Source organism: Vibrio sp. M60_M70 (assembly GCF_037162085.1).
GTDB lineage: Bacteria > Pseudomonadota > Gammaproteobacteria > Enterobacterales > Vibrionaceae > Vibrio > Vibrio diabolicus.
The window spans coordinates 3,150,650-3,174,994 of sequence record NZ_JARLUL010000001.1; the positions used below are offsets into that span (position 1 = coordinate 3,150,650).

Annotated in this window: 15 protein-coding genes, 1 tRNA gene, 2 rRNA genes and 1 pseudogene; 11 read left to right on the plus strand and 8 right to left on the minus strand. The window is 47.7% G+C overall.

Annotation, left to right across the window (positions count from 1 at the left end; genetic code table 11):
* Nucleotides 1-41 precede the first annotated feature (41 nt).
* Nucleotides 42-3,472: pseudogene (locus P4S59_RS14730) on the minus strand (hybrid sensor histidine kinase/response regulator).
* A 143-nt stretch (nt 3,473-3,615) separates the two neighbouring features.
* Nucleotides 3,616-4,803, minus strand: coding sequence for a 3-phenylpropionate MFS transporter (locus P4S59_RS14735; RefSeq protein WP_005397849.1), 1,188 nt, complete (start codon nt 4,801-4,803; stop codon nt 3,616-3,618).
* A gap of 230 nt (nt 4,804-5,033) precedes the next feature.
* Here P4S59_RS14735 and P4S59_RS14740 point away from each other — a divergent pair, with 230 nt between their 5' ends.
* The 9 genes from P4S59_RS14740 (at nt 5,034) to fis (ending at nt 14,833) form a co-directional block, all read left to right on the plus strand.
* A complete protein-coding gene (locus tag P4S59_RS14740; RefSeq protein WP_337168576.1) occupies nt 5,034-6,860 on the plus strand; it encodes a DUF294 nucleotidyltransferase-like domain-containing protein in 1,827 nt (608 codons plus the stop codon).
* Nucleotides 6,861-6,895: 35 nt separating this feature from the next.
* On the plus strand, nt 6,896-7,525 hold the full coding sequence (locus P4S59_RS14745; RefSeq protein WP_005382363.1) for a 3'-5' exonuclease: 630 nt from the start codon (nt 6,896-6,898) through the stop codon (nt 7,523-7,525).
* Nucleotides 7,526-7,762: 237 nt separating this feature from the next.
* Nucleotides 7,763-9,715, plus strand: coding sequence for an acetate--CoA ligase (gene acs, locus P4S59_RS14750; protein ID WP_006742998.1), 1,953 nt, complete (start codon nt 7,763-7,765; stop codon nt 9,713-9,715).
* 303 nt (nt 9,716-10,018) lie between these two features.
* Nucleotides 10,019-10,468 (plus strand): type II 3-dehydroquinate dehydratase, encoded by a 450-nt coding sequence (gene aroQ / locus P4S59_RS14755; protein ID WP_005397842.1) that lies wholly within the window; start codon nt 10,019-10,021, stop codon nt 10,466-10,468.
* Nucleotides 10,469-10,529: 61 nt separating this feature from the next.
* Nucleotides 10,530-10,994, plus strand: coding sequence for an acetyl-CoA carboxylase biotin carboxyl carrier protein (gene accB / locus P4S59_RS14760; RefSeq protein WP_005397840.1), 465 nt, complete (start codon nt 10,530-10,532; stop codon nt 10,992-10,994).
* Between the two features lie 14 nt (nt 10,995-11,008).
* On the plus strand, nt 11,009-12,352 hold the full coding sequence (gene accC / locus P4S59_RS14765; RefSeq protein ID WP_005397839.1) for an acetyl-CoA carboxylase biotin carboxylase subunit: 1,344 nt from the start codon (nt 11,009-11,011) through the stop codon (nt 12,350-12,352).
* Nucleotides 12,353-12,517: 165 nt separating this feature from the next.
* Nucleotides 12,518-13,405 carry a 50S ribosomal protein L11 methyltransferase gene (gene prmA / locus P4S59_RS14770; protein ID WP_104971036.1) on the plus strand — a complete coding sequence of 296 codons (888 nt, stop codon included), beginning with the start codon at nt 12,518-12,520 and terminating at the stop codon, nt 13,403-13,405.
* Nucleotides 13,406-13,544: 139 nt separating this feature from the next.
* Nucleotides 13,545-14,513: a tRNA dihydrouridine synthase DusB gene (dusB, locus tag P4S59_RS14775; protein ID WP_005382505.1), complete on the plus strand. Its 969-nt coding sequence runs from the start codon at nt 13,545-13,547 to the stop codon at nt 14,511-14,513.
* Nucleotides 14,514-14,536: 23 nt separating this feature from the next.
* Complete coding sequence (gene fis, locus P4S59_RS14780; protein WP_000462885.1) at nt 14,537-14,833, plus strand: DNA-binding transcriptional regulator Fis; 297 nt, start codon at nt 14,537-14,539, stop codon at nt 14,831-14,833.
* 74 nt (nt 14,834-14,907) lie between these two features.
* Here the strand turns inward: fis and P4S59_RS14785 are convergent, their stop codons facing one another.
* A complete protein-coding gene (locus P4S59_RS14785) occupies nt 14,908-16,065 on the minus strand; it encodes an MFS transporter (RefSeq protein ID WP_337168577.1) in 1,158 nt (385 codons plus the stop codon).
* The gene (locus P4S59_RS14790) at nt 16,062-17,288 is read right to left on the minus strand and encodes an ABC-F family ATP-binding cassette domain-containing protein (RefSeq protein WP_337168578.1); all 1,227 of its coding nucleotides are present in this window, start codon (nt 17,286-17,288) and stop codon (nt 16,062-16,064) included. The genes P4S59_RS14785 and P4S59_RS14790 overlap by 4 nt, the downstream gene beginning before the upstream one ends.
* A 213-nt stretch (nt 17,289-17,501) precedes the next feature.
* Between P4S59_RS14790 and istA the strand changes: the two genes are divergently transcribed.
* Both istA and istB read left to right on the plus strand, forming a co-directional pair.
* Nucleotides 17,502-19,034 carry an IS21 family transposase gene (gene istA / locus P4S59_RS14795; RefSeq protein ID WP_337167981.1) on the plus strand — a complete coding sequence of 511 codons (1,533 nt, stop codon included), beginning with the start codon at nt 17,502-17,504 and terminating at the stop codon, nt 19,032-19,034.
* 10 nt (nt 19,035-19,044) lie between these two features.
* Nucleotides 19,045-19,785 carry an IS21-like element ISVch3 family helper ATPase IstB gene (gene istB / locus P4S59_RS14800; protein ID WP_238131037.1) on the plus strand — a complete coding sequence of 247 codons (741 nt, stop codon included), beginning with the start codon at nt 19,045-19,047 and terminating at the stop codon, nt 19,783-19,785.
* Nucleotides 19,786-19,811: 26 nt separating this feature from the next.
* Here istB and P4S59_RS14805 read toward each other — a convergent pair whose 3' ends face one another.
* The 4 genes from P4S59_RS14805 to P4S59_RS14820 all read right to left on the minus strand — a co-directional run bounded on the left by P4S59_RS14805 (nt 19,812) and on the right by P4S59_RS14820 (nt 24,209).
* Entirely contained in the window at nt 19,812-20,231 is a 420-nt protein-coding gene (locus P4S59_RS14805; RefSeq protein ID WP_337168579.1) for an ATP-binding cassette domain-containing protein, read from the minus strand.
* A gap of 756 nt (nt 20,232-20,987) precedes the next feature.
* Nucleotides 20,988-21,064: transfer RNA gene (locus tag P4S59_RS14810), tRNA-Asp, on the minus strand.
* 46 nt (nt 21,065-21,110) lie between these two features.
* Nucleotides 21,111-21,227 (minus strand): 5S ribosomal RNA (gene rrf, locus P4S59_RS14815).
* Between the two features lie 93 nt (nt 21,228-21,320).
* Nucleotides 21,321-24,209: ribosomal RNA gene (locus tag P4S59_RS14820) — 23S ribosomal RNA — on the minus strand.
* Between the last annotated feature and the right edge of the window lie 136 nt (nt 24,210-24,345).

A 24,345-nucleotide genomic window follows, 5' to 3' on the forward strand; every position in this document is an offset into this window, starting at 1 on the left:
TTCGGAGGTCTCTTTTATAGCAACGCTAAAACACTCTAAATCTATGCGACGCGGTTGAGCACCGAACGCAATTTAAGCGGCTTAACTGGCTTCGCAATAAAGCTGAACCCATTTGCCTTGATGCCATCAAGCATATCATCGGTGCGATCCGCGCTGATGATGACACCTTCAAAGCAGCTGCCTAGCCTCAAGCGACATTGCTGTAGCACTTCCAAGCCAGTACGACCATCATCAAGTCGGTAATCGGAAAAATCACGTCCGGAGTCCAACCATCCTCGAGAGCTTGTAGACTTTCGACCAAATCGGTCGCCACTCGCGTATCGCAGCCCCATCGAGACAGTAAGTTTTCCATACCGACTAAAATATCGGGCTCATTATCCACACATAGAATTCTTAGATGACCAAGTTCAGACTGGTTACTTGTCGTGACTTGAACTGGGTGCGGCTGCACATGATCGGCTTTATCAAGCGTGATAGAAAAGACACTGCCTTTACCAACCCAAGAACGCATCGAAATTTCATGCCCGAGCACTTGAGCAATTCCCTTGGAAATCGCCAAACCAAGCCCGAGACCTTGGTCGGAACGAACTTGAGTTCCGCGATTAAACTCTTCAAAGATCTCTTGCTGCTTCTCTTCTTCAATACCTACACCGTTGTCCCACACATCAATACGCACTCGCCCTTTTACCCGGCGAACACCGAGCGCCACTTTGCCATTCGGGTTATAACGAAAGGCATTGGTCAGGAAGTTTTGCACCACACGGCGCAGCAGTTTGGGATCCGATTTCACCATGAGTGAGGATGGAATCATGGTGAATGCTATACCTTGTTGCTTGGCTAATGCGCTGAACTCCGCATTCAAATTAGACAACACATCGTTTAACGCAAAACCGTGCACATTGACTTCCAGCTTGCCCGACTCCAAGCGCGAAATATCCAGCAAATCTCCTATCAGGTCTTCGGCCGCCTCTAAAGCACTCTCAATGTGAGCCGACAGCTTTTTAGCTTCGCTGTCTTTGGCGACTTCCGACAATGAAGAAGCGAACAGGCGCGCAGCGTTGAGTGGCTGCATCAAGTCATGGCTTACTGCCGCCAAGAATCGTGATTTGGACTTCGATTCCAAATCCGAGCGCTGCGTCGCTGCCACCAGCTGCTTGTTAAGTTGTTCTAATTCTCGAGTCCGCAGACGTACCCTTTCTTCCAATGTCTCGTTGGCGTCTTTCAGTGCTTGCTCTGCATCACGGAATACGGTGATGTCGGTAAAGCTCATCACAAAGCCACCTCCTGGCATTGGGTTACCTTGCACCTCAATCACGCGACCATCGGGACGGACCCGAGAAGAGGTGTGCCGAGTCCCTTGCTCAAGGTGATACACACGGCGACGAACGTGGTCATCAGGATCGCCTGGGCCACATAAACCTTGCTCTGCATTGTGCCGAATCACATCCGCAATCGGTCGCCCAACTTGGATCAAGCCTAGCGGAAACTCAAAGAGTTCTAAGTAGCGTTGGTTCCAAGCCACCAAGCGTAATTGCTTATCGACCACCGCAATACCTTGCCCGATATGTTCAATCGCCCCTTGAAGTAGGCCTCGGCTAAAATCGTACAGTTCAGAGGCTTCATCGACGATAGTCGCCACCTCTTCAAGCTGCATGTTTCTTCCCTGCAGGGCAGAAGTAAGTACTAACTTAGCAGAAGAAGCACCGAATACCCCGGCTAATACACGTTCGGTATGTCGAATCAGAGAAGATGGCGCTTGCTGATTCGGCATTAGCTCTTCTCGTTGCTGGCTCCAATACGCTTGAAAAGCCGCTTTTACTCGCGTTCGCCCAACAAACCTAGACGCTAGCATTTCTAGTTCCGCAACCGTAACACGACTCTGGTATAGGCTCATGTTTTCGCTTTCAGGCAGTGGCGTACCAACGAATGATGCCGATTGTAAGCGCTCACTTAGGCTTGGTCGTGTAGTCATAGAAACCACGACAAAACACACTGCATTGGCGACCACGCTGAGGATCATCCCCCAATCTGAAATCGCAATGTCAAAGCCAGCCAATACCTCTGGTGGGGTGATCAACCAAATCAAAAAGTTGTTACTGGCATTCCCGGCAAGCATGTCCGTTTGGCTCATTAACGTAATCAGCCAAATGGTAAAGCCTACCGCCAAGCCAACATACACACCCTTCTTATTCCCTTGACGCCAGTACATACCGCCCACCAGCGCAGGCGCGAATTGCGTGATCGCCGCAAATGAGAGAAAGCCGATCGCTGAGAGTGAGTGAATGGTATCTAACGCTTGATAAAAACCCCAAGCGCCAATTAGTAGGACTAAAATCAGACCACGGCGGATCCGCAGTAATAATTCAGAGAAGTGATGATGGTTACGCTGCGTCAATCGCATGCGACGCAATAGTAGTGGCATAACCAAGTCGTTCGATACCATGATCGCTAAGGCAATCGTCGACACGATAACCATGCCACTGGCCGCCGAAGTGCCACCTAAAAATGCAAGCAAAGCGATTTCACTCGCCCCTACCGACATCGGCACACTGATTACATAAGTATCAGGCGAAGCACCACTCAACAAACCTTGCCCTACCCACGCAATAGGTAAAACAAAAATCCCCATCAAGATCAGATAAATGGGAAACAACCAACGAGCAACATGCAAATCTTGCGCGCGTTCATTTTCCACTACCATCGTATGGAATTGTCGTGGAAGACAAACAATCGCCAGCACCGTGAGTACGGTATGAATCAATATGGTCGGGATGTTTGGTGACTGATACGTCTGTGCGGCAACATCAACTAAGCTCAAATTCTCGGTGCTCATCGCCAACCAAACAATGAATACACCGACTACTAAAAACGCCAACAGTTTGATAATCGATTCGAAGGCAATCGCCATCATCATCCCACGATGGTGTTCCGTGTTATCAATGTGCCGGGTACCAAATAGCATGGTAAAAATTGCCAGTGCGACCACGACAAACCACGACACGCTATCGTTTTGATAACCAAAATCGGTAGCCAGTTCTGGGGCAATGATTTCTAGCCCCATGGTGATACCACGCAACTGCAAAGCGATGTACGGCAAAATTCCCGCAACTGCAATGAGTGTAACAACTACGGCCAAACCTTGAGATTTGCCGTAACGAGCTCCGATAAAATCAGCAATCGACGTGATGTGTTCCCGTTTAGCAATCAAAATAAGCCGAGCTAAAACGCGCCATCCGATGGTAAACACTAAAATGGGGGCAATATAGATGGGCAAGAAAGACCAAGGGTTACTGCTGGCCTGCCCGACCGTGCCGTAGAAGGTCCACGATGTACAGTACACCGCAATGGAAAGGCTATAAATCCACGGCCGCCAGCGTGCTAACCACCTTTTCTGAATGTCGCCGTACCACGCGATGATAAATAAGGCTCCCAAATACGCCAAAGAAACGGGAACCACCAGCCATCCTTGCATCCGATATCCTTTCTTGCCTTTCTTGCCTTTCTTGCCGTTTTAAAGCAAGAGAATAAAAAAACCTCTCCATTAGGGAGAGGTTTCATTTAACACTGCTTTCACAACGGAGACAAAGCTTAGTTTTTAACCTTTGTCACAGAAGTCTAATTCTGTGTTTCCAGTGACTTGTCTGATACATCGACCACATGATGTGGCTCTTGTGGTTCGAGCTTGATGAACAATGCCAATAAACCCATCGCGGCCATGCCCCAGAACACAAGTGGTCCCCAGTGCTCATAACCCCAACCGCTCAACACGGTCATCAGTGCGATGAATGCGCCTAGCGGAATCGCGTTATACAATGCTTGCAGCGCCACTATCTTATTCTCTTCCGAGTTTTGGATATATTGAATCGCAGCAATGTGTGCCGTTGCGAATGTCACGCCATGCAATAATTGAACAATCACCAAAGCAACAATCGACGTTGTCGATGCCGTAATGCCCCAACGCATCATCACACCAACGGCAGCAACAACAAATAACGCGCGCATTGACCAACCGACGAATAAACGCTTGCTCAGCGCAAACACTGCCACTTCGGCTGCAACACCCAAGCTCCACAGATAGCCAATCACATCTTCCGAATGACCTGCGGCTTTCCAGTGAATAGCGCTAAAACCGTAGTAAGCCGCATGACTGCCCTGAATTAATGACACCAACACTAAGAATTTAAGTATCGGCTTGTCTGTCAAAAGAGCACTCAGTTTTGGACGCTCCGCGCTTTGCCCACCAAGCGTAACGGGCATCGGGTTAGTCATACGCATTGAAAATAGCAACGAAACTAATACCCCGGCCATCGCCGTGTACAAGATCATATCAGAGCCAAATTCAGCCACCAGATAACCCACGGCCGTCGAACCCGCGATAAAGGCGATCGAGCCCCATAAGCGCGTACGGCCGTAGTCGAGCATTTTCAGACGAGCGTAGTAGTTTGCCATCGCATCCGATAATGGAACAATCGGTCCACAACAGAGGTTAAATAGCACCGTCGCTAACGCCATTAACCAAAAACTGCCACCTGTAAAAAAGTGAAATCCAACAAAAAGGAGGGCAGCGAAACTCAACCAACGTAAAGCAGGCATAAGGTGTTCAACTTTGTGCACTCGTGGGGTGATCACGATATTGGCGACACAACGTGTCGCAAGACCCAACCCAACTAGCAAACCGATGTCGGTCGAAGAGACACCTTGCTCCTTAAACCAAAGTGACCAAAATGGCAGATATACGCCATACGCAAAGAAGAATCCGAGAAAGTACTGGGAAATCCAGCCATACGGAGAAGGTTTCAACATTACTAATATCCTAAAACGGGAACATCAACGTTCGAACCGGGAATTATGGATCGCTATGCGTATTATAAAAAGGGAAGAATAGGCAACTTATCGTTTCCTCGATGGAATACTAACTTTGCGACATTGGCCATCTTAAAGCGAAATCATCGTGATTTAGACCAAAGTCGTCTGGCTTCCGGTAGGAAATTTGTCAGACTTAGAGAGTGTTCCTTCCATCATTGGGTGTTCTCATGCCTGACAAATTTAACATGCAATCTCCACCGTTCGACCGCTTAACCGAAGCACAACAGACACGACTGCGCTCGTCTCTGGACGTTGCCTACTATCGAGCTCGAGATGTAATTTTATCCTGCGGACAGAAGAACCCTCACTTGCATATTCTGATCAAAGGCGCGGTAGAAGAGCGCTCCCAAGATCAGCAGGAAGTGTTCGCGCATTATGCCAACGACGATATGTTTGATGTGCGCTCGTTACTTGAAGACAACGTACGTCATCAATACATCGCACTTGAAGACACGCTCTCCTATCTGCTACCGAAAGACGTCTTTCTGGCGCTTTACAACGAGAATGGTCAGTTTGCGGCCTATTTCGATAACAATTTATCAAAGCGACAAGAACTCATCGAAGCCGCTCACCAACAACAAAACTTGGCAGAGTTTATCCTCACCAAAGTGGACCGCAGCATTTATCACCCACCGATGATCCTTGAGCCAAATACGCCGATTAACGAGGTGACGCACACCCTAAAAGCAAATGGGATCGATGCAGCACTTGTCAAACTCAATGATGACGATCCGCGATTAGAAAAATGGCCTTCGGCTCATCCATACGCCATCGTGACGCGCACCAACATGCTGCACTCCGTGATGTTAGATGGCTGCGCACTCAATACCCCTGTTGGTGATATCGCCACCTTTCCTGTCTATCACGTTGATGATGGTGATTTTTTATTCAACGCCATGATCACCATGACCCGAAATCGAATGAAACGTCTCATGGTATGTGATGGCAACCAAGCCGTCGGCATGCTGGATATGACCCAAATTCTCAGCGCGTTCTCCACCCACTCTCACGTGTTAACGCTCAGTATTGCCAGAGCAAGCAGTGTGGAAGAGCTCGCATTAGCCTCAAACCGCCAACGTCAATTGGTCGAGAGCTTATTGAGAAACGGCATCCGCACTCGCTTTATCATGGAGTTAATTTCCGCCGTGAACGAGCAAATTATCGAAAAAGCGTTCGAGTTAGTGGTTCCACCAGCCTTGCACGATCATTGCTGCTTAATCGTACTCGGCTCAGAAGGTCGAGGAGAACAAATTCTCAAGACAGACCAAGACAATGCTCTAATTATTCAAGATGGTTTGGAATGGCCTCATTGCGAACAAGTGATGCAATCCTTCACGCACACTCTACAACAGCTCGGTTATCCACTTTGCCCGGGTAAAGTCATGGTCAACAACCCGAAATGGGTCAAAACGCAGCAAGAGTGGATAAACACCTTAGACCGCTGGATAGCCAAAGCCGAACCACAACAAATCATGGACTTAGCCATTTTCAGTGACGCCCATGCTGTTGCGGGAAATCGCGAACTGCTGGCTCCAATCGCGACCCACCTTCGCGACACAATGAGAGATCGCATGTTGATACTGTCTGATTTTACTCGCCCTGCCTTGCAGTTTTCTGTGCCCCTAACTCTGTTTGGCAACGTAAAAAGTGCTAAGGACGGGTTAGATATTAAACGCGGCGGCATTTTCCCAATTGTGCACGGCATTCGCACCTTGTCTTTGGAATATGCCATTGAGGAGAAGAACACGTTTGAGCGCATTGAAGCACTTCGGAAAAAACGCATCTTAGAGCCTGAAACGGCAGATAACCTCAACGAAGCGCTGAAATTGTTCTTTAAGGTTCGCCTTAATCAACAACTCAAAAAGCAAGAAGCATTGAATAACATTGATATTAAACAACTGGATAGAACCGAGCGTGATTTACTTCGCCACAGCTTACATGTAGTGAAAAAATTTAAGCAATTTTTAGGCTTCCACTATCAAATTCGTGATTAACCATGATTTTCATAAATCATACAGAGGCGTAGGCAATGAACTGGTTACAACGCAAATACTGGCACTACAAACTGAAAGGCTCTCCTTATCAGTCGCTTTTTTGCACGCCCGATAAAACGGAATACGTTTCGCTCGACTGCGAAACCACCAGCCTTGATCCAAATCGCGCCGAGTTGGTGACCATTGCGGCCACGAAGATCATCGACAACCGCATCATCACTAGCCAGCCATTTGAAGTCCGCTTACGCGCGCCGCAATCGCTCGATTCTGGCTCAGTCAAAATTCATCGAATTCGCCACCAAGACTTAGTCGACGGGATTAGCGAAAAAGAGGCGCTGCTCGAGCTGCTCGACTTCATCGGCAACCGACCACTTGTCGGTTATCACATTCGTTACGATAAAAAGATCTTAGATCTTGCTTGTCTGAGGCAACTTGGCTTTCCACTTCCTAACCCGCTCATCGAGGTCAGTCAGATTTATCACGACAAGCTGGAAAGACATTTGCCGAATGCCTATTTCGACTTAAGTCTGGATGCGATTTGTAAACACCTCGAACTTCCTATCCAAGATAAACACGACGCTTTACAAGATGCGATTTCTGCCGCTTTGGTCTTTGTTCGCTTAACGAAAGGCGATTTGCCCAACCTAACCGCGCCGTATACATAAAAATCAGTTGACCTAGCTCCCAGAAATACTTTTGTTTCAGCGATTTCACGGCGCTTCCTTCACTCTCATCCTAAAGTCTAATTGTGGAAATACGCGCAGTGACTGACAGTTATAAGCACAACGTCGTCATTACCACGACCAAGTTATTTAGAACCAAAAAACAGCCCTACAAAAACATATTCAAAATCTTATCTAGATTGGTGTAAGGCCGAGAAATAAGGCACAAGGAGAGAAGCCATGAGCGAAGCCCACGTTTATCCGGTAAAAGAAAATATTAAAACTCATACACACGCGGATAATGATACTTACTTAGCCATGTATCAGCAGTCGGTAACCGATCCAGAGGGCTTCTGGAACGAACACGGCAAAATCGTTGATTGGATCAAACCTTTCACCAAAGTAAAAAGCACCTCTTTCGATACTGGTCATGTCGACATTCGTTGGTTTGAAGACGGCACACTGAACGTCTCGGCGAACTGTATTGACCGTCATCTCGCAGAACACGGGGATGACGTCGCAATCATCTGGGAAGGCGATGATCCAGCCGACGACAAAACACTCACTTTCAACGAACTGCACAAAGAAGTATGTAAGTTCTCCAACGCATTGAAAGAGCAAGGCGTACGTAAAGGCGACGTGGTGTGTTTATACATGCCAATGGTGCCAGAAGCCGCAGTGGCTATGCTCGCTTGTACCCGCATCGGTGCGGTTCATACCGTTGTATTTGGCGGTTTCTCACCAGAAGCTCTCTCTGGCCGTATCATCGACTCTGACGCTAAAGTCGTGATCACCGCTGATGAAGGCGTGCGTGGCGGGCGTGCCGTTCCACTGAAAAAGAACGTGGACGAAGCACTAACTAACCCAGACGTAAAAACCATCAATAAAGTGTTGGTGCTTAAACGTACAGGTGGTGATGTCGAATGGCATGAACACCGTGATGTTTGGTGGCACGAAGCAACAGCTAACGTTTCTGACGTTTGCCCACCAGAAGAGATGAAAGCCGAAGATCCGCTCTTCATCCTTTACACTTCAGGTTCAACAGGCAAACCTAAAGGCGTACTACACACAACAGGCGGTTACCTCGTTTACGCGGCTATGACCTTCAAATATGTGTTCGATTACCAACCAGGCGAAACCTTCTGGTGTACCGCGGACGTGGGTTGGATTACCGGTCACACTTACCTAATCTACGGTCCACTTGCAAATGGGGCGAAGACCATCTTATTCGAAGGTGTACCAAACTACCCAAGCACAAGCCGAATGAGTGAAGTGGTTGATAAACACCAAGTCAACATTCTATACACCGCCCCAACCGCGATTCGTGCGCTAATGGCAAAAGGTGATGAAGCGGTTGCAGGCACATCTCGTTCAAGCCTGCGCATCATGGGCTCAGTGGGCGAACCAATCAACCCAGAGGCGTGGGAGTGGTACTACAAAACGATTGGTAACGAGAACTCACCTATCGTCGATACTTGGTGGCAAACGGAAACTGGCGGCATCTTGATTGCGCCACTACCAGGGGCAACCGATCTAAAACCAGGCTCTGCGACTCGCCCATTCTTCGGCGTCCAGCCTGCTCTTGTCGATAATATGGGCAACATTCTTGAAGATACCGTTGCTGAAGGTAACTTGGTTATCCTTGATTCTTGGCCAGGCCAGATGCGCACGGTTTACGGCGACCATGAGCGCTTTGAACAGACCTACTTCTCAACCTTTAAGGGGATGTACTTCACCAGTGATGGTGCGCGTCGTGACGAAGACGGCTACTACTGGATCACTGGCCGTGTTGATGACGTACTAAACGTGTCGGGTCACCGTATGGGTACCGCTGAAATTGAATCAGCGCTAGTGGCGCACCACAAGATTGCAGAAGCGGCGATTGTTGGTATTCCACATGACATCAAAGGCCAAGCTATCTACGCTTACATTACATTGAACGATGGTGAATTCCCGTCAGCTGAGCTGCACAAAGAAGTTAAAGATTGGGTGCGTAAAGAGATTGGTCCAATCGCGACACCAGATGTACTGCACTGGACGGATTCCTTACCGAAGACTCGCTCTGGTAAGATAATGCGTCGAATCCTGCGTAAGATTGCAACGGGCGATACAAGCAACCTCGGAGACACATCAACGCTTGCCGATCCGAGCGTGGTAGACAAACTTATCGCAGAGAAAGCAGAATTGGCATAAATTCAACCAACTGTTTTAAAAGCACTTTAAAAACCGCCATCACTCATGGCGGTTTTTTGCTTGTGCGCACAAATTAGCCACACAAAGAACATGGCAATTATGTTGTTTTTGTTAACTTGGTTACAGAAACGAAGGTGGCTATTAGGAGATTAGACCAGTAAATTGCTGCTAATTGCTATGAATTAGCTATAATCTTGGTCGATTTTTTAAAATTTGCTCGGTTTTAACAAAAAAATCGTGCTGAACTATCGTATATTTGGGAATATAAACGTTCCACTCACGATAAGGGAAGATAGCAACATAATGTCTGCAAAGTCACGGATTCTTGTTCTAAACGGACCAAATCTTAACCTATTGGGTCTGCGCGAACCGACACACTATGGTCACAGCACCTTAGCACAAGTTGTGGATGCTCTTACGAAGCAAGCTCATAACGCTGGGGTGGAACTGGAACACCTACAATCAAATCGTGAGTACGAACTGATTGAAGCCATTCATGCTGCTTATGGCAAGATTGACTTCATCATCATCAATCCAGCGGCTTTCACTCATACCAGTGTGGCACTGCGAGATGCATTACTTGGCGTCGCCATCCCATTTATTGAGGTGCACTTATCAAATGTGCACGCACGTGAACCATTTCGTCATCACTCTTATCTGTCAGATAAAGCAGAAGGCGTGATTTGCGGTTTAGGCGCACAAGGTTATGAATTCGCTCTGTCTGCCGCGATTAATAAGCTACAGGCAAAGTAACCCTAACACTCTGCAACCCCACGAGGGTTGTCTTAATCACAAGATAAAAGAGAAAGAAAAGATGGATATTCGTAAAATCAAGAAGCTAATTGAGTTAGTTGAAGAGTCTGGCATTGCTGAGCTAGAGATTTCTGAAGGTGAAGAGTCAGTACGCATCAGTCGTCACGGCACTGCAGCCCCTCAAGCACCAGTTCACTACGCAGCAGCTCCAGTAGCGGCACCTGCTCCAGCAGCAGCGGCACCAGTAGCAGAAGCGCCAGCAGCAGAAGCTCCAGCAGCTGCAACGCCTGCAGGTCACCAAGTTCTTTCTCCAATGGTTGGTACTTTCTACCGTTCTCCAAGCCCAGACTCCAAAGCATTCGTAGAAGTGGGTCAGAAAGTAAATGCTGGCGATACGCTATGTATTGTTGAAGCAATGAAAATGATGAACCAAATCGAAGCGGACAAATCTGGCGTTGTTACAGCGATCCTAGCTGAAGACGGCCAACCAGTTGAATTCGACCAACCTCTTGTTGTAATCGAATAAGCGGGGCTTGCCTTATGCTAGACAAAGTAGTCATCGCGAACCGAGGTGAAATTGCACTTCGTATTCTTCGCGCTTGTAAAGAGTTAGGTATTAAGACCGTCGCTGTTCACTCGACAGCTGACCGCGATCTTAAGCACGTACTACTCGCAGACGAAACCGTATGTATCGGCCCTGCTCGTGGTATCGACAGCTACCTAAATATCCCACGAATTATTTCTGCAGCAGAAGTAACAGGAGCAGTTGCCATTCACCCTGGTTACGGCTTCTTGTCAGAAAACGCAGACTTCGCTGAGCAAGTTGAGCGCAGTGGTTTCATCTTCGTTGGTCCAAAAGCAGACACTATCCGCCTGATGGGTGACAAAGTGTCGGCGATCAACGCAATGAAGAAAGCTGGCGTTCCTTGTGTGCCTGGTTCTGACGGTCCTCTGGACAACGACGAAGAGAAAAACAAGGCGTTTGCTAAACGCATTGGTTATCCAGTCATCATCAAAGCGTCTGGTGGCGGCGGTGGCCGTGGTATGCGTGTCGTTCGCGCAGAAAAAGACCTAATCCAAGCGATTGCAATGACGCGCGCTGAAGCAAAAGCAGCGTTCAACAACGATATGGTTTACATGGAGAAATTCCTAGAAAACCCTCGTCACGTTGAAGTACAAGTTATCGCTGACGGTCAAGGCGGCGCAATCCACCTTGGTGAACGTGATTGTTCAATGCAACGTCGTCACCAAAAAGTAGTGGAAGAAGCTCCAGCACCAGGTATCACTGAAGAGATGCGTAAGTACATCGGTGAACGTTGTACTCGTGCATGTATCGAAATTGGCTACCGCGGCGCAGGTACGTTCGAATTCCTATACGAGAACGGTGAATTCTACTTCATCGAAATGAACACTCGTATTCAGGTAGAACACCCAGTAACAGAAATGGTTACCGGCATCGACCTAATCAAAGAACAGCTTCGCGTTGCGGCGGGTCAACCTCTGTCATTCACTCAAGATGACATTAAGATCCGTGGCCATGCGATTGAGTGCCGTATCAACGCAGAAGACCCAGAACGCTTCCTACCATCTCCAGGTAAGATAGAGCGTTTCCACGCGCCTGGTGGCATGGGTGTGCGTTGGGAATCACACATCTACTCTGGTTACACAGTACCGCCTCATTACGATTCAATGATTGGTAAGCTAATCACGTACGGTGAAAACCGTGATGTGGCGATTGCACGCATGAAGAATGCGCTGGGTGAGATGATCATCGAAGGCATCAAAACCAACGTGCCACTGCAATTCTCCATTATGAATGACGAAAACTTCCAGCATGGTGGTGCAAACATCCACTACCTAGAGAAGAAGCTCGGCTTACAATAAGCCTTAGCTAACGTCTTACAAAATGCCCACACCCGTGGGCATTTTTGTTTTGTATGGACTCTAAGCATTCAACAAATACGTAGGCTTATTTGGGTATATACTCAAACAAATCGTAGAGTTCTGGTAAACTCTGCGCCACTTCATTCACTTTAAGAGCAAAAACCAATGCCTTGGATTCAAATCAAACTCAACGCGACCAATGAAAACGCTGAGCAAATCGGCGATATGCTAATGGAAGAGACTGGCGCGCTGTCTGTTACATTCTTAGACGCGCAGGATACACCTGTATTCGAACCTCTACCTGGCGAAACTCGCTTATGGGGCGATACTGACATTCTGGCACTGTACGATGCAGAAGCAGACACTAACTTCATCATCGACCAAATTAAAGCGAGCAATATGCTGGCTGACAATTTTGCTTACAAAGTAGAACAGCTTGAAGATAAAGACTGGGAACGCGAATGGATGGAAAACTTCCACCCCATGAAATTTGGTGAACGCCTATGGATTTGTCCAAGCTGGCGCGACATTCCAGATCCTGACGCTGTTAATGTTATGTTGGATCCTGGCCTTGCATTCGGTACGGGTACTCACCCCACAACTGCGCTTTGTCTTGAGTGGCTAGAAAGCATGGACTTAAGCGGTAAGACCGTTATCGACTTCGGTTGTGGCTCTGGCATTCTGGCGATCGCGGCGATCAAACTGGGCGCTAAAAAAGTGATAGGGATCGACATTGATCCTCAAGCCCTGCTTGCTTCGAAAGACAACGCAGAGCGTAATGGCGTTGTAGACAAACTAGAAGTTTACTTACCGCAAAATCAACCTGAAGGTCTCGTCGCTGACGTCGTTGTGGCCAACATCCTTGCGGGACCTTTACGTGAACTTGCACCTATCATCAAAGGACTAGTTAAGCCAAATGGCGACCTCGCTATGTCCGGCGTATTAGACACTCAAGCCGAAGATGTTGCGAACTATTACCGTGACGAGCTTCACATTGACCCGATTGTTGAGCAAAGTGAATGGTGTCGCATCTCTGGTCGTAAGCAAGGCTAGACAAGGTTTTCAGAGCTAATTGTTTGAAATTCATACAATTTACAAAAACAATTTGTAAATGCTCAAATATTAGTCTTTTCACGCAGTGAAAAAATGCGTAAAATGCGCGCCCTTGCTGGTACAGAACTGTGATGACGTTTTGAAAATCGGAAACTATCAACTTAAGAACAATCTAATCGTAGCCCCTATGGCTGGTGTAACGGATAGACCGTTTCGCGAGTTGTGTCTTCGTTATGGTGCGGGAATGGCCGTCAGTGAAATGATGTCTGCTAACCCAAAACTATGGGGAACGTCAAAGTCGAAACAGCGCATGGTACACGAGGGCGAATCGGGCATTCGCTCTGTACAGATTGCGGGTTCCGATCCACAGCTTATGGCGGACGCAGCTCAATTCAGTGTTGAGAACGGTGCACAAATCATCGACATCAACATGGGCTGCCCGGCAAAAAAAGTGAATAAGAAGCTAGCGGGCTCTGCTCTGCTTCAATACCCAAACATTATCGAAGAGATTTTGAAAGCGGTCGTGAATGCAGTGGACGTTCCTGTAACGTTAAAGACTCGAACTGGCTGGGATACAGACAACAAGAACTGTGTCCAGATCGCTAAATTAGCCGAAAACTGCGGCATACAAGCTCTTGCTCTGCATGGCAGAACGAAAGCATGTATGTACAAAGGTGAGGCCGAATACGACAGCATTAAAGCGGTAAAAGAGGCGATTTCAATTCCGGTTATCGCGAACGGTGATATCGATAGCCCGGAGAAAGCCAAATTTGTACTGGAGTACACCGGTGCGGACGCTTTAATGATTGGGCGCCCTGCCCAGGGTCGTCCTTGGATTTTCCAGGAAATCCATCACTATTTGGAAAACGGCACCACAATGGAGGAGCTTCCAACTGAGGAAGTGAAAACCATTATGCTTGGTCATGTAAATGCTCTGCATGAATTTTATGGGGAGTTCTTAGGTCCACGTATCGCGCGCAAGCACGTTGGGTGGTACCTGAAAGAGCATGAACAGGCAAGTGAGTTTCGCCGTACCTTCAACGCTATCGACGCAGCTCCGCTGCAAATTGAGGCGTTAGAAGGTTATTTTGATAACGTTGCATCATAATTAAGAGAAGAGCTAGACCGAATATGTTCGAACAAAATCTGACTTCAGAAGCATTAACAGTAACTACAGTAACGTCACAAGACCAGATTACTCAGAAGCCTTTACGTGACTCTGTTAAAGCGTCTCTTAAAAACTACCTTGCTCAACTAAACGGCCAGGAAGTAACAGAACTATACGAATTAGTTCTAGCTGAAGTTGAACAGCCACTATTAGATACTATCATGCAGTACACTCGCGGTAACCAAACTCGCGCGGCAACTATGATGGGTATCAACCGCGGTACTCTTCGCAAAAAACTTAAGAAATACGGCATGAACTAAGACCGGCTTTCAAAAAGTATTTGGAACAAGCCGTTACCTTTTTAGGTAACGGCTTTTCTTTATCTACTAAAACACTACGAATAACGCTCACTTTGTTCAGCATTACCAACTGGCTTTAAGATAACCACTGCTGAGCCAAACAATAGCAAAGACACAAAAGCGACCCATTCACTACCTACAGAATAAGCGAAGCCCGCCAAGGCAGACCAAATCGCGACACCAAAGTGCATCATACTCATTCCAGAAGACATCAGCACACCTCGATGTTCATCAGATAAGTTTGCTATATGTGCTTGTAACGCCGGAGAGCCTACCCCTCCAGCAAGAGACCAGAGCACTAGAGCTGGAAGATAAGCGGTCACCGTACTCATCTCATTTGAGAACACCCATGCACTGCAAGGTATGCACACCATTAAAGCCACTCGCATAACGGCTCGAGAGCTACCAAGCCAACGGCAAGCTCTCCCCACGCACATATTTCCAACCACGCTCACGATCCCTAGAGCAGCATAAATAGCGCCCACCCAACCGAGCGCCAACTCGCTGGTATCTCGAATATGAAGGCCTATCAGGTTAAATACACCAATACCTCCCCCTAGGCCTAAACACATCGCTAAAATCGCCCTCAACGCGCCTGGAAGATGAATGACGTCAGTGATAGGCGGCAGAGTATCTAATGCCTTGGACTCATCATGCTTGTTGTTCATGAACACTACGCTCATGGCACCGACAAGAAGAGCCGCAACTCCCAAAATAATAAAAGCGGCACGCCATGATAAAAGCTGGGTCAACAATGCTCCGATCGCCGGGCTGGTTATCATACCCAGCGTTAATCCCGCCTGAACCATCACAATTTGACGCATCGCTCTATTACCCTTCGCGTCTCCCGCCAACGCGAATGCAATTGGCAACATGCCTGCACTTGCAATACCTGTGATCACTCGACTTGCAATCGCAAGTTCAAAATCATGAACTATGCCCGTCGTAATAGACGCAACCCCAAATACGAAGCAAGCAGGCAACATGATACGAATACGCCCAACGCGGTCTGATAAACGTCCCAGATAAGGAGCACAAATTGCTATAGCTAAACTATATGCCGTAATAAATAACGTAACCTGACTCGGTTGAACACTTAAATCATTTCCGATAGGTTCAAGAATAGATCCAAGCATCAACTCATCAGCACCAACAAGAAAAGCAACAAGAAATAGGATCATGGACTGCATCATAGCTCCACCTCCTGTTCTGTTTCCGATTCAGCACAAGTGAGCAACGAAATATTTAAAACTCTATCAGGCCAAGATTGTAAAAACGCCTTCTCATGAGATACCACAATCACACTACCAGAAAAGCGCTGGAGAGCCTCTTTAAGCGCATTTTTACTGCTGCTATCCAAATGTGTCGTTGGCTCGTCCAACAGCAAAACATTGCATTTCTGGGCTGATAAACAACAAAGTTTCACGCGAGTTTGCTCACCTCCACTCAATGTATCCAGATGGCGCTGCGTCTTATCTCCGGTGACCCCAAAGCGAGCTAATAGCTTGCGTGATTCTTTGCTTGATATCGTTGGATCACAAGAGCATAGCTCCTGCTCAGGCGTGTGCTGAGGGTGACGCCAAGACAAATCTTGAGAAAAATACCCAATCATTGCACCTTTTGCCAATACCACCTCACCAGAGACCGGCTCGATCTCCCCCATAAGGGTTTTAAGTAAAGTCGACTTACCTACGCCGTTAAAACCAGAAACGACCAACTTCTCCCCGCGCGCTAACGTGATATCAAGCGCAGGAAGCAGAGGCTGCTGATAACCTATCATCAACGCTTTTGCGTCAATCACATACTGTTGCCTAATGGGCTGGTGAGCAAAGTCAAACATCGATACTTTCTCTATATAATTCAGTTGAATACGTTCGATTTTATCCAGTTTTTTCTTGCGTCCCTTAGCAAGACTCGCGTTAACTCCAGCGCCATTTTTGGCAATAAATTGCTCTAACTTTCGAATTTCATTTTGCTGAGCCTTATATTGCTTTTCTAACAAAGCACCATCGTGATGCTTTTGCTGCATTGCTTTGACATAAGTGCCGCTGTATTTTCGGACCGTTTGATAATCAATATCACAAATACTGGTCGCTACTTGATTAAGGAAGTCAATATCATGAGAAACCAGTAAAACGGTGCCAGTGTAATCGTTGAGAAACGTGACCAACCATTCAATGTGCAGAGCGTCAAGATAGTTTGTCGGCTCATCGAGAATTAACACATCGGGGTTGCGGAGTAACAACCTCCCTAAAAGGACCTTGTGTCTTTGACCACCACTTAGCGAGACAAGCGGTGTATCTAAGCCAAATTGATAAATGCCAAGACCTACAGCAACTTGTTCAATTTTGGTATCAATTGCATAGAAGTCTTCATCTTCTAAATATGCCTGTAGTCGGTGCGTATTTCGGAGCATTCCGAACAGCCATTTCGGTATGACCCGAACACCTATTTCGGTTTAATCCGAACGTACATTCCGCGATTATCCGAACACTTTTAAGCGAACTCCGAAATCAGCGTTCGGAATAGCGAAAACCGCGTTCGGAATGCCCGAAATCCTTCCTTTTTCTCTTTTAAATCAATAGCTCGCTATTCTTTACTTCTTAAACAAGAACGTAAGGAAGCGACAATGGCTAAAAAGAGAACTCCAATGAACAAAATCAAAGAGATATTACGCCTTAAGTACGAGTGTGGGTTGTCCTACCGTAGTATTGCTAGTTGTCTCAATGTCAGCCTTGCAACAGTCTCAGAGCTTGTCGCTCGCTTTAAGCAAAGTCAGATAGGCTGGCCTCTCCCAGAAGGTTGCAGTGATACGGACCTTACCAAAGCCCTATATCATTCGAAGCAAGCCAGTCGAGACAAGGTTATGCCAGACTTCGCTCAGTACGCTGTCGAACTCAAACGTAAAGGCATGACAAAGATGTTATTGTGGCAGGAGTACCATGAGCAATATCAAGAGCAAGCTTACGCTTACACTCAGTTCTGCGAGCACTTCACTCGTTGGTTCAAAACCCAAAAGCGCAGTATGCGTCAGCTCCATGTTGCAGGTGATAAGCTGTTTATCGATTACTGTGGGCCTCGGCTTCAAGTGGTCAACCCTGATACAGGTGAAGTGCGCGAAGCAGAAGTGTTCGTAGCAAGCTTAGGCGCGTCCAACTACACCTATGTGGAAGCCTTCCCCAGCCAAGGGAAGTCTTACTGGTTAGAGGCGCATGCCAATGCCTTCGAGCACTTCGGTGGCGTCCCCCATCTCTTGGTTCCCGATAATCTACGCAGCGCGGTCAGCAAACCTAACCGTTATGAACCGAGGCTTAATGAAAGCTATCAAAAACTGGCAAATCATTATCAAACTGCCGTGATGCCAGCTCGCCCCTACAAACCGAAAGACAAAGCCAAAGCAGAAAATGCCGTCCTCCTAGTGGAACGTTGGATCATGATGCGACTTCGCCATCAAACCTTCCATACCTTTAAAGAGCTGAACCTCGCCATCCGTGAGCTTATGAATGACTTAAACGAACGTGAGATGAAGCAGTATGGTGCGAGCCGCAAAGCACTGTTCGACAAACTCGATAAACCCGCGTTAAAGCCCCTTCCTAAACAGCGATATCTCTATACCGAAACCAAGCGAGCCAAAGTTGGGCCTGATTATCACATCGAATATCGCCGTCACTACTACTCGGTTCCCCATCAACTGGTTGGCCACCATGTCGAGCTGGAAGCCTCCAACCGTCTGGTGCAGATCTACCACCAAGGTAACTTGATCGCTCAACATCCACGCAGCCAAAGGGAACGTGGAAACAGCACTCAACCAGAGCACATGCCGAGTAACCATCAACATCAAAAGTGGTCGCCTGGACGCTTGCTCAACTGGGGAGCCAATATCGGCCCAGCCACCCGAGAAGTCGTCAATAAGATGCTGAACGCCAAACCTCATCCAGAGCAGGCCTATCGTTCCTGTCTTGGGCTGCTCAATCTGAGTAAAACCTATGGCGAGTCGCGCCTAGAACAAGCCTGTAAAGATGCATTGATGCTGACAAAACCCAATTACACCTTCGTCAACAATCTACTCAAGAACAATCGTGAGGGGCACCTGAGTAAAGATAAAGCGAATACGCCGAACCTTGTTCACAGCAATGTTCGTGGCCCGAACTGTTATCACTAGGAGAAAGGATATGAACGCACTGAATGACCAACTCAAAACCCTGCGCTTAAGTCATGCGGCGAAAGCGTTAGAGCAGCAACAAGAGCAACTGACCACCTACGCAGAGCTGGACTTCGAGGAGAGGTTAAGCCTACTTCTGGAAAGTGAAATCTTGAATCGCAATCAAACCAAAATCCAACGCCTGAAACGACAAGCCAAGCTGAGAGTGGATGCTCAGCCGAGCCAACTTATTTACAAGGAGGGACGAAACCTCAACCGCAAGCAGATGAGCGAACTGCTAACGGGTGGCTATCTGCACAAGCACCAGAACATCTTGATCACAGGCCCAACAGGCGCAGGTAAAACGTATCTTGGTTGCGCACTGGCAACCAGCGCCTGCGACCAACAGCAAACGGTCAGATACTACCGATTAACTCGCTTGCTCGATGACCTGACCGCAGGTCGTCTGGATGGTAGTTATCAAAAACAACTTCAGTCGCTGGCTAAGAAAGGCTTACTACTCCTCGACGACTGGGGGATGGAAAAACTGACTCAAGAGCATGCTGGTCACTTGTTAGAAGTACTTGAAGATCGTTACCAAAACAGCAGCACAATCGTCATCAGCCAGTTACCAGTAAAAGAATGGTACAACATGATCGGCAACGCCACTGTCGCTGACGCTCTAATGGATCGTCTAGTTCACAATAGTCATCGAATAGAACTGGGAGGAGAATCAATGAGAAAACTGGCGCAATCCGAACACTTAGAGTAAAAATAGGGAAAGAGAAAAAGTGCTGGTTAAGGTGTTCGGAATAAACCGAAACAAGCGTTCGCAATCACCGAAATACGCAGTCGGGCGACTTGGCTTAAAAGAGATGTAGAGTGAGACTCGGTCATCGCCTGATACAAAGTCCAAAGCTTCTGCTCGGCAGCGTATAAGTTCTCAAAAGCACTCTTTAAGCATTCATAAACCGTCAGCGCATTATCCATCTTAAAATGTTGCTCTAAATACCCCACCTCAAGGTTTGGTAACCAGTCAATGCAGCCCTTATCTGCAGATAATTCACCGATAAGCAGTTTTAATAAGGTGCTTTTTCCAACGCCATTCGCTCCAGTGATACCTATTTTCTCTCCCACGTTAATTCGAAATGTCGCGTTGTTATATAAACTCTTATCAGCGATCTGATAAGACAAATTTTTAACTTGTAAAATACTCATGTTTTTAACCAAATAAAAAGGGCCGGTGATCAATACCGGCCCTTATTTCAATACTGGATAATGCTTTGTAGCTGCTTAACAGATACAAAAAGGCCGATGATGAAATATCACCGGCCATCTCTTCTCTTTTATCAGGTGTACAGACCCCTGCGTATAACTTCAGCGAAGTTACTCACGCATAAAACACCTGATGAAGATTAATTTAAGACTCCGAGCAACACTTCATCGCGTTTTTTGCACGGAGTTCAGCCTTCTTACAAAGCTTTTAAACAAGAGATATAACATGGTTTACTGTCGAAAAAACATTCGATGTGAAGCGTACACCTTTAGAATAAAAAGTACCAGGTAATTATTAAAAACTATCGTGACTTAGACGAAGATCCACTGAAAGAAGACCTTTCCTCAGTCAATGTGCTAGGTGAACGACTTACTCAGCAAGCACAGCTATGAGAGCAGCTATACCGCTCACGTTATACGAACGTAGTGGTGGCTTTGTAGGTTGGATAGGGTTAGAGGGAAGAAGTAGCGAATTTGGTAAGTAAGCACAAGGGCTCAAAACTAGCGCTCGAGACTGGGACCCGGTTCAGTAGAAACCGCACAGAGTTGCGCATCAACTCGTCATGGCAGGGCTTAGAAAGTATCGCGAGAGAAGAGCCTGCCTCTCGATGCAAGGTTTCAATATGGAAATGGGGTTAAGGTAAGTCGGGTAACCAAAACGAAAAAAGCCCCAGTCTTTCGACTGAGGCTTAATATAAGTGGCGGAGTGGACGGGACTCGAACCCGCGACCCCCGGCGTGACAGGCCGGTATTCTAACCAACTGAACTACCACTCCGCAGTGGTATCACTCGCTTGTAATCAGCAAGTGTCCAAAATTTAAAGCCTGGCGATGTCCTACTCTCACATGGGGAAGCCCCACACTACCATCGGCGCTATTTCGTTTCACTTCTGAGTTCGGCATGGAAGTCAGGTGGGTCCAAAACGCTATGGTCGCCAAGCAAATTCTTTAATCTGGAAAGCTGTTTCTTAATTCTCGTTCTTACACATTCAATGTTCTTTCATTGAGTCCATCAAAACCCCTTGGGTGTTGTATGGTTAAGCCTCACGGGCAATTAGTACAGGTTAGCTCAACGCCTCACAACGCTTACACACCCTGCCTATCAACGTCGTAGTCTACGACAACCCTTTAGGATACTTAAAGTATCAGGGAGAACTCATCTCAAGGCTCGCTTCCCGCTTAGATGCTTTCAGCGGTTATCGATCCCGAACTTAGCTACCGGGCAATGCGTCTGGCGACACAACCCGAACACCAGAGGTTCGTCCACTCCGGTCCTCTCGTACTAGGAGCAGCCCCTTTCAATTCTCCAACGCCCACGGCAGATAGGGACCGAACTGTCTCACGACGTTCTAAACCCAGCTCGCGTACCACTTTAAATGGCGAACAGCCATACCCTTGGGACCGACTTCAGCCCCAGGATGTGATGAGCCGACATCGAGGTGCCAAACACCGCCGTCGATATGAACTCTTGGGCGGTATCAGCCTGTTATCCCCGGAGTACCTTTTATCCGTTGAGCGATGGCCCTTCCATTCAGAACCACCGGATCACTATGACCTGCTTTCGCACCTGCTCGAATTGTCATTCTCGCAGTCAAGCGGGCTTATGCCATTGCACTAACCTCACGATGTCCAACCGTGATTAGCCCACCTTCGTGCTCCTCCGTTACGCTTTGGGAGGAGACCGCCCCAGTCAAACTACCCACCAGGCACTGTCCGCAACCCCGATAAGGGGTCGACGTTAGAACATCAACACTACAAGGGTGGTATTTCAAGGACGGCTCCACGCAATCTAGCGACTGCGCTTCAAAGCCTCCCACCTATCCTACACATGTAGGGTCAATGTTCAGTGCCAAGCTGTAGTAAAGGTTCACGGGGTCTTTCCGTCTAGCCGCGGGTACACTGCATCTTCACAGCGATTTCAATTTCACTGAGTCTCGGGTGGAGACAGCGTGGCCATCATTACGCCATTCGTGCAGGTCGGAACTTACCCGACAAGGAATTTCGCTACCTTAGGACCGTTATAGTTACGGCCGCCGTTTACCGGGGCTTCGATCAAGAGCTTCGACCGAAGTCTAACCCCATCAATTAACCTTCCGGCACCGGGCAGGCGTCACACCGTATACGTCATCTTACGATTTTGCACAGTGCTGTGTTTTTAATAAACAGTTGCAGCCACCTGGTATCTGCGACTCTCAATAGCTCCATCCGCGAGGGACTTCACCGTCGAGAGCGTACCTTCTCCCGAAGTTACGGTACCATTTTGCCTAGTTCCTTCACCCGAGTTCTCTCAAGCGCCTTGGTATTCTCTACCCGACCACCTGTGTCGGTTTGGGGTACGATTCCTTACAATCTGAAGCTTAGAGGCTTTTCCTGGAAGCATGGCATCAATGACTTCACATCCGTAGATGCTCGACGTCGTGTCTCAGCCTTAAAGAGAGCCGGATTTACCTAACTCTCAAGCCTACGCACTTGAACCTGGACAACCGTCGCCAGGCCCACCTAGCCTTCTCCGTCCCCCCATCGCAATTGTAAGAAGTACGGGAATATTAACCCGTTTCCCATCGACTACGCCTTTCGGCCTCGCCTTAGGGGTCGACTTACCCTGCCCCGATTAACGTTGGACAGGAACCCTTGGTCTTCCGGCGAGGAGGTTTTTCACCCCCTTTATCGTTACTCATGTCAGCATTCGCACTTCTGATACGTCCAGCATGCGTTACCACACACCTTCAACCGCTTACAGAACGCTCCCCTACCCAATACTCAAAGAGTATTGCCGCAGCTTCGGTTTACTACTTAGCCCCGTTACATCTTCCGCGCAGGCCGACTCGACCAGTGAGCTATTACGCTTTCTTTAAATGATGGCTGCTTCTAAGCCAACATCCTGGCTGTCTGAGCCTTCCCACATCGTTTCCCACTTAGTAGTAATTTGGGACCTTAGCTGGCGGTCTGGGTTGTTTCCCTCTCCACGACGGACGTTAGCACCCGCCGTGTGTCTCCCGGATAGTACTTACTGGTATTCGGAGTTTGCAAAGGGTTGGTAAGTCGGGATGACCCCCTAGCCTTAACAGTGCTCTACCCCCAGTAGTATTCGTCCGAGGCGCTACCTAAATAGCTTTCGGGGAGAACCAGCTATCTCCAGGTTTGATTGGCCTTTCACCCCTAGCCACAAGTCATCCGCTAATTTTTCAACATTAGTCGGTTCGGTCCTCCAGTTGATGTTACTCAACCTTCAACCTGCCCATGGCTAGATCACCTGGTTTCGGGTCTATATCCAGAGACTGAACGCCCAGTTAAGACTCGGTTTCCCTACGGCTCCCCTAGATGGTTAACCTTGCCACTGAATATAAGTCGCTGACCCATTATACAAAAGGTACGCAGTCACAGGACAAGCCTGCTCCTACTGCTTGTACGTACACGGTTTCAGGTTCTATTTCACTCCCCTCACAGGGGTTCTTTTCGCCTTTCCCTCACGGTACTGGTTCACTATCGGTCAGTCAGTAGTATTTAGCCTTGGAGGATGGTCCCCCCATATTCAGACAGGATATCACGTGTCCCGCCCTACTCGATTTCACTGAATATGCGTCGTCAGTTACGGGGCTATCACCCTGTATCGCCAAGCTTTCCAGCTTGTTCACCTAACGCCTATAAAGCTTAAGGGCTAGTCCAATTTCGCTCGCCGCTACTTTCGGAATCTCGGTTGATTTCTTTTCCTCGGGGTACTTAGATGTTTCAGTTCCCCCGGTTCGCCTCGTTATGCTATGTATTCACATAACGATACTTACTTATGTAAGTGGGTTTCCCCATTCGGAAATCCCAGACTCAAATGGTTTTTACTACCTAATCTGGGCTTATCGCAAGTTAATACGTCCTTCATCGCCTCTGACTGCCAAGGCATCCACCGTGTACGCTTAGTCACTTAACCATACAACCCGAAGGAGTTTCGAATTGATGTTAAACAACCAAAGTTGTCTCTCATTATTTGAATGAGCGAGAGACATATCGATTTTGCCGGACTCAAATTCCAAGAACACTTGAATGTGTTTTTAGTTGTATTCAAA

Excerpts from the sequence above, each read along its gene's own strand:
- P4S59_RS14735 (WP_005397849.1), bottom strand. The coding sequence starts at position 4,803 with ATGTTGAAACCTTCTCCGTATGGCTGGATTTCCCAGTACTTTCTCGGA.
- P4S59_RS14740 (WP_337168576.1), top strand. The coding sequence starts at position 5,034 with ATGCCTGACAAATTTAACATGCAATCTCCACCGTTCGACCGCTTAACC.
- P4S59_RS14745 (WP_005382363.1), top strand. The coding sequence starts at position 6,896 with ATGAACTGGTTACAACGCAAATACTGGCACTACAAACTGAAAGGCTCT.
- acs (WP_006742998.1), top strand. The coding sequence starts at position 7,763 with ATGAGCGAAGCCCACGTTTATCCGGTAAAAGAAAATATTAAAACTCAT.
- aroQ (WP_005397842.1), top strand. The coding sequence starts at position 10,019 with ATGTCTGCAAAGTCACGGATTCTTGTTCTAAACGGACCAAATCTTAAC.
- accB (WP_005397840.1), top strand. The coding sequence starts at position 10,530 with ATGGATATTCGTAAAATCAAGAAGCTAATTGAGTTAGTTGAAGAGTCT.
- accC (WP_005397839.1), top strand. The coding sequence starts at position 11,009 with ATGCTAGACAAAGTAGTCATCGCGAACCGAGGTGAAATTGCACTTCGT.
- prmA (WP_104971036.1), top strand. The coding sequence starts at position 12,518 with ATGCCTTGGATTCAAATCAAACTCAACGCGACCAATGAAAACGCTGAG.
- fis (WP_000462885.1), top strand. The coding sequence starts at position 14,537 with ATGTTCGAACAAAATCTGACTTCAGAAGCATTAACAGTAACTACAGTA.
- P4S59_RS14785 (WP_337168577.1), bottom strand. The coding sequence starts at position 16,065 with ATGATGCAGTCCATGATCCTATTTCTTGTTGCTTTTCTTGTTGGTGCT.
- P4S59_RS14790 (WP_337168578.1), bottom strand. The coding sequence starts at position 17,288 with ATGCTCCGAAATACGCACCGACTACAGGCATATTTAGAAGATGAAGAC.
- istA (WP_337167981.1), top strand. The coding sequence starts at position 17,502 with ATGGCTAAAAAGAGAACTCCAATGAACAAAATCAAAGAGATATTACGC.
- istB (WP_238131037.1), top strand. The coding sequence starts at position 19,045 with ATGAACGCACTGAATGACCAACTCAAAACCCTGCGCTTAAGTCATGCG.
- P4S59_RS14805 (WP_337168579.1), bottom strand. The coding sequence starts at position 20,231 with ATGAGTATTTTACAAGTTAAAAATTTGTCTTATCAGATCGCTGATAAG.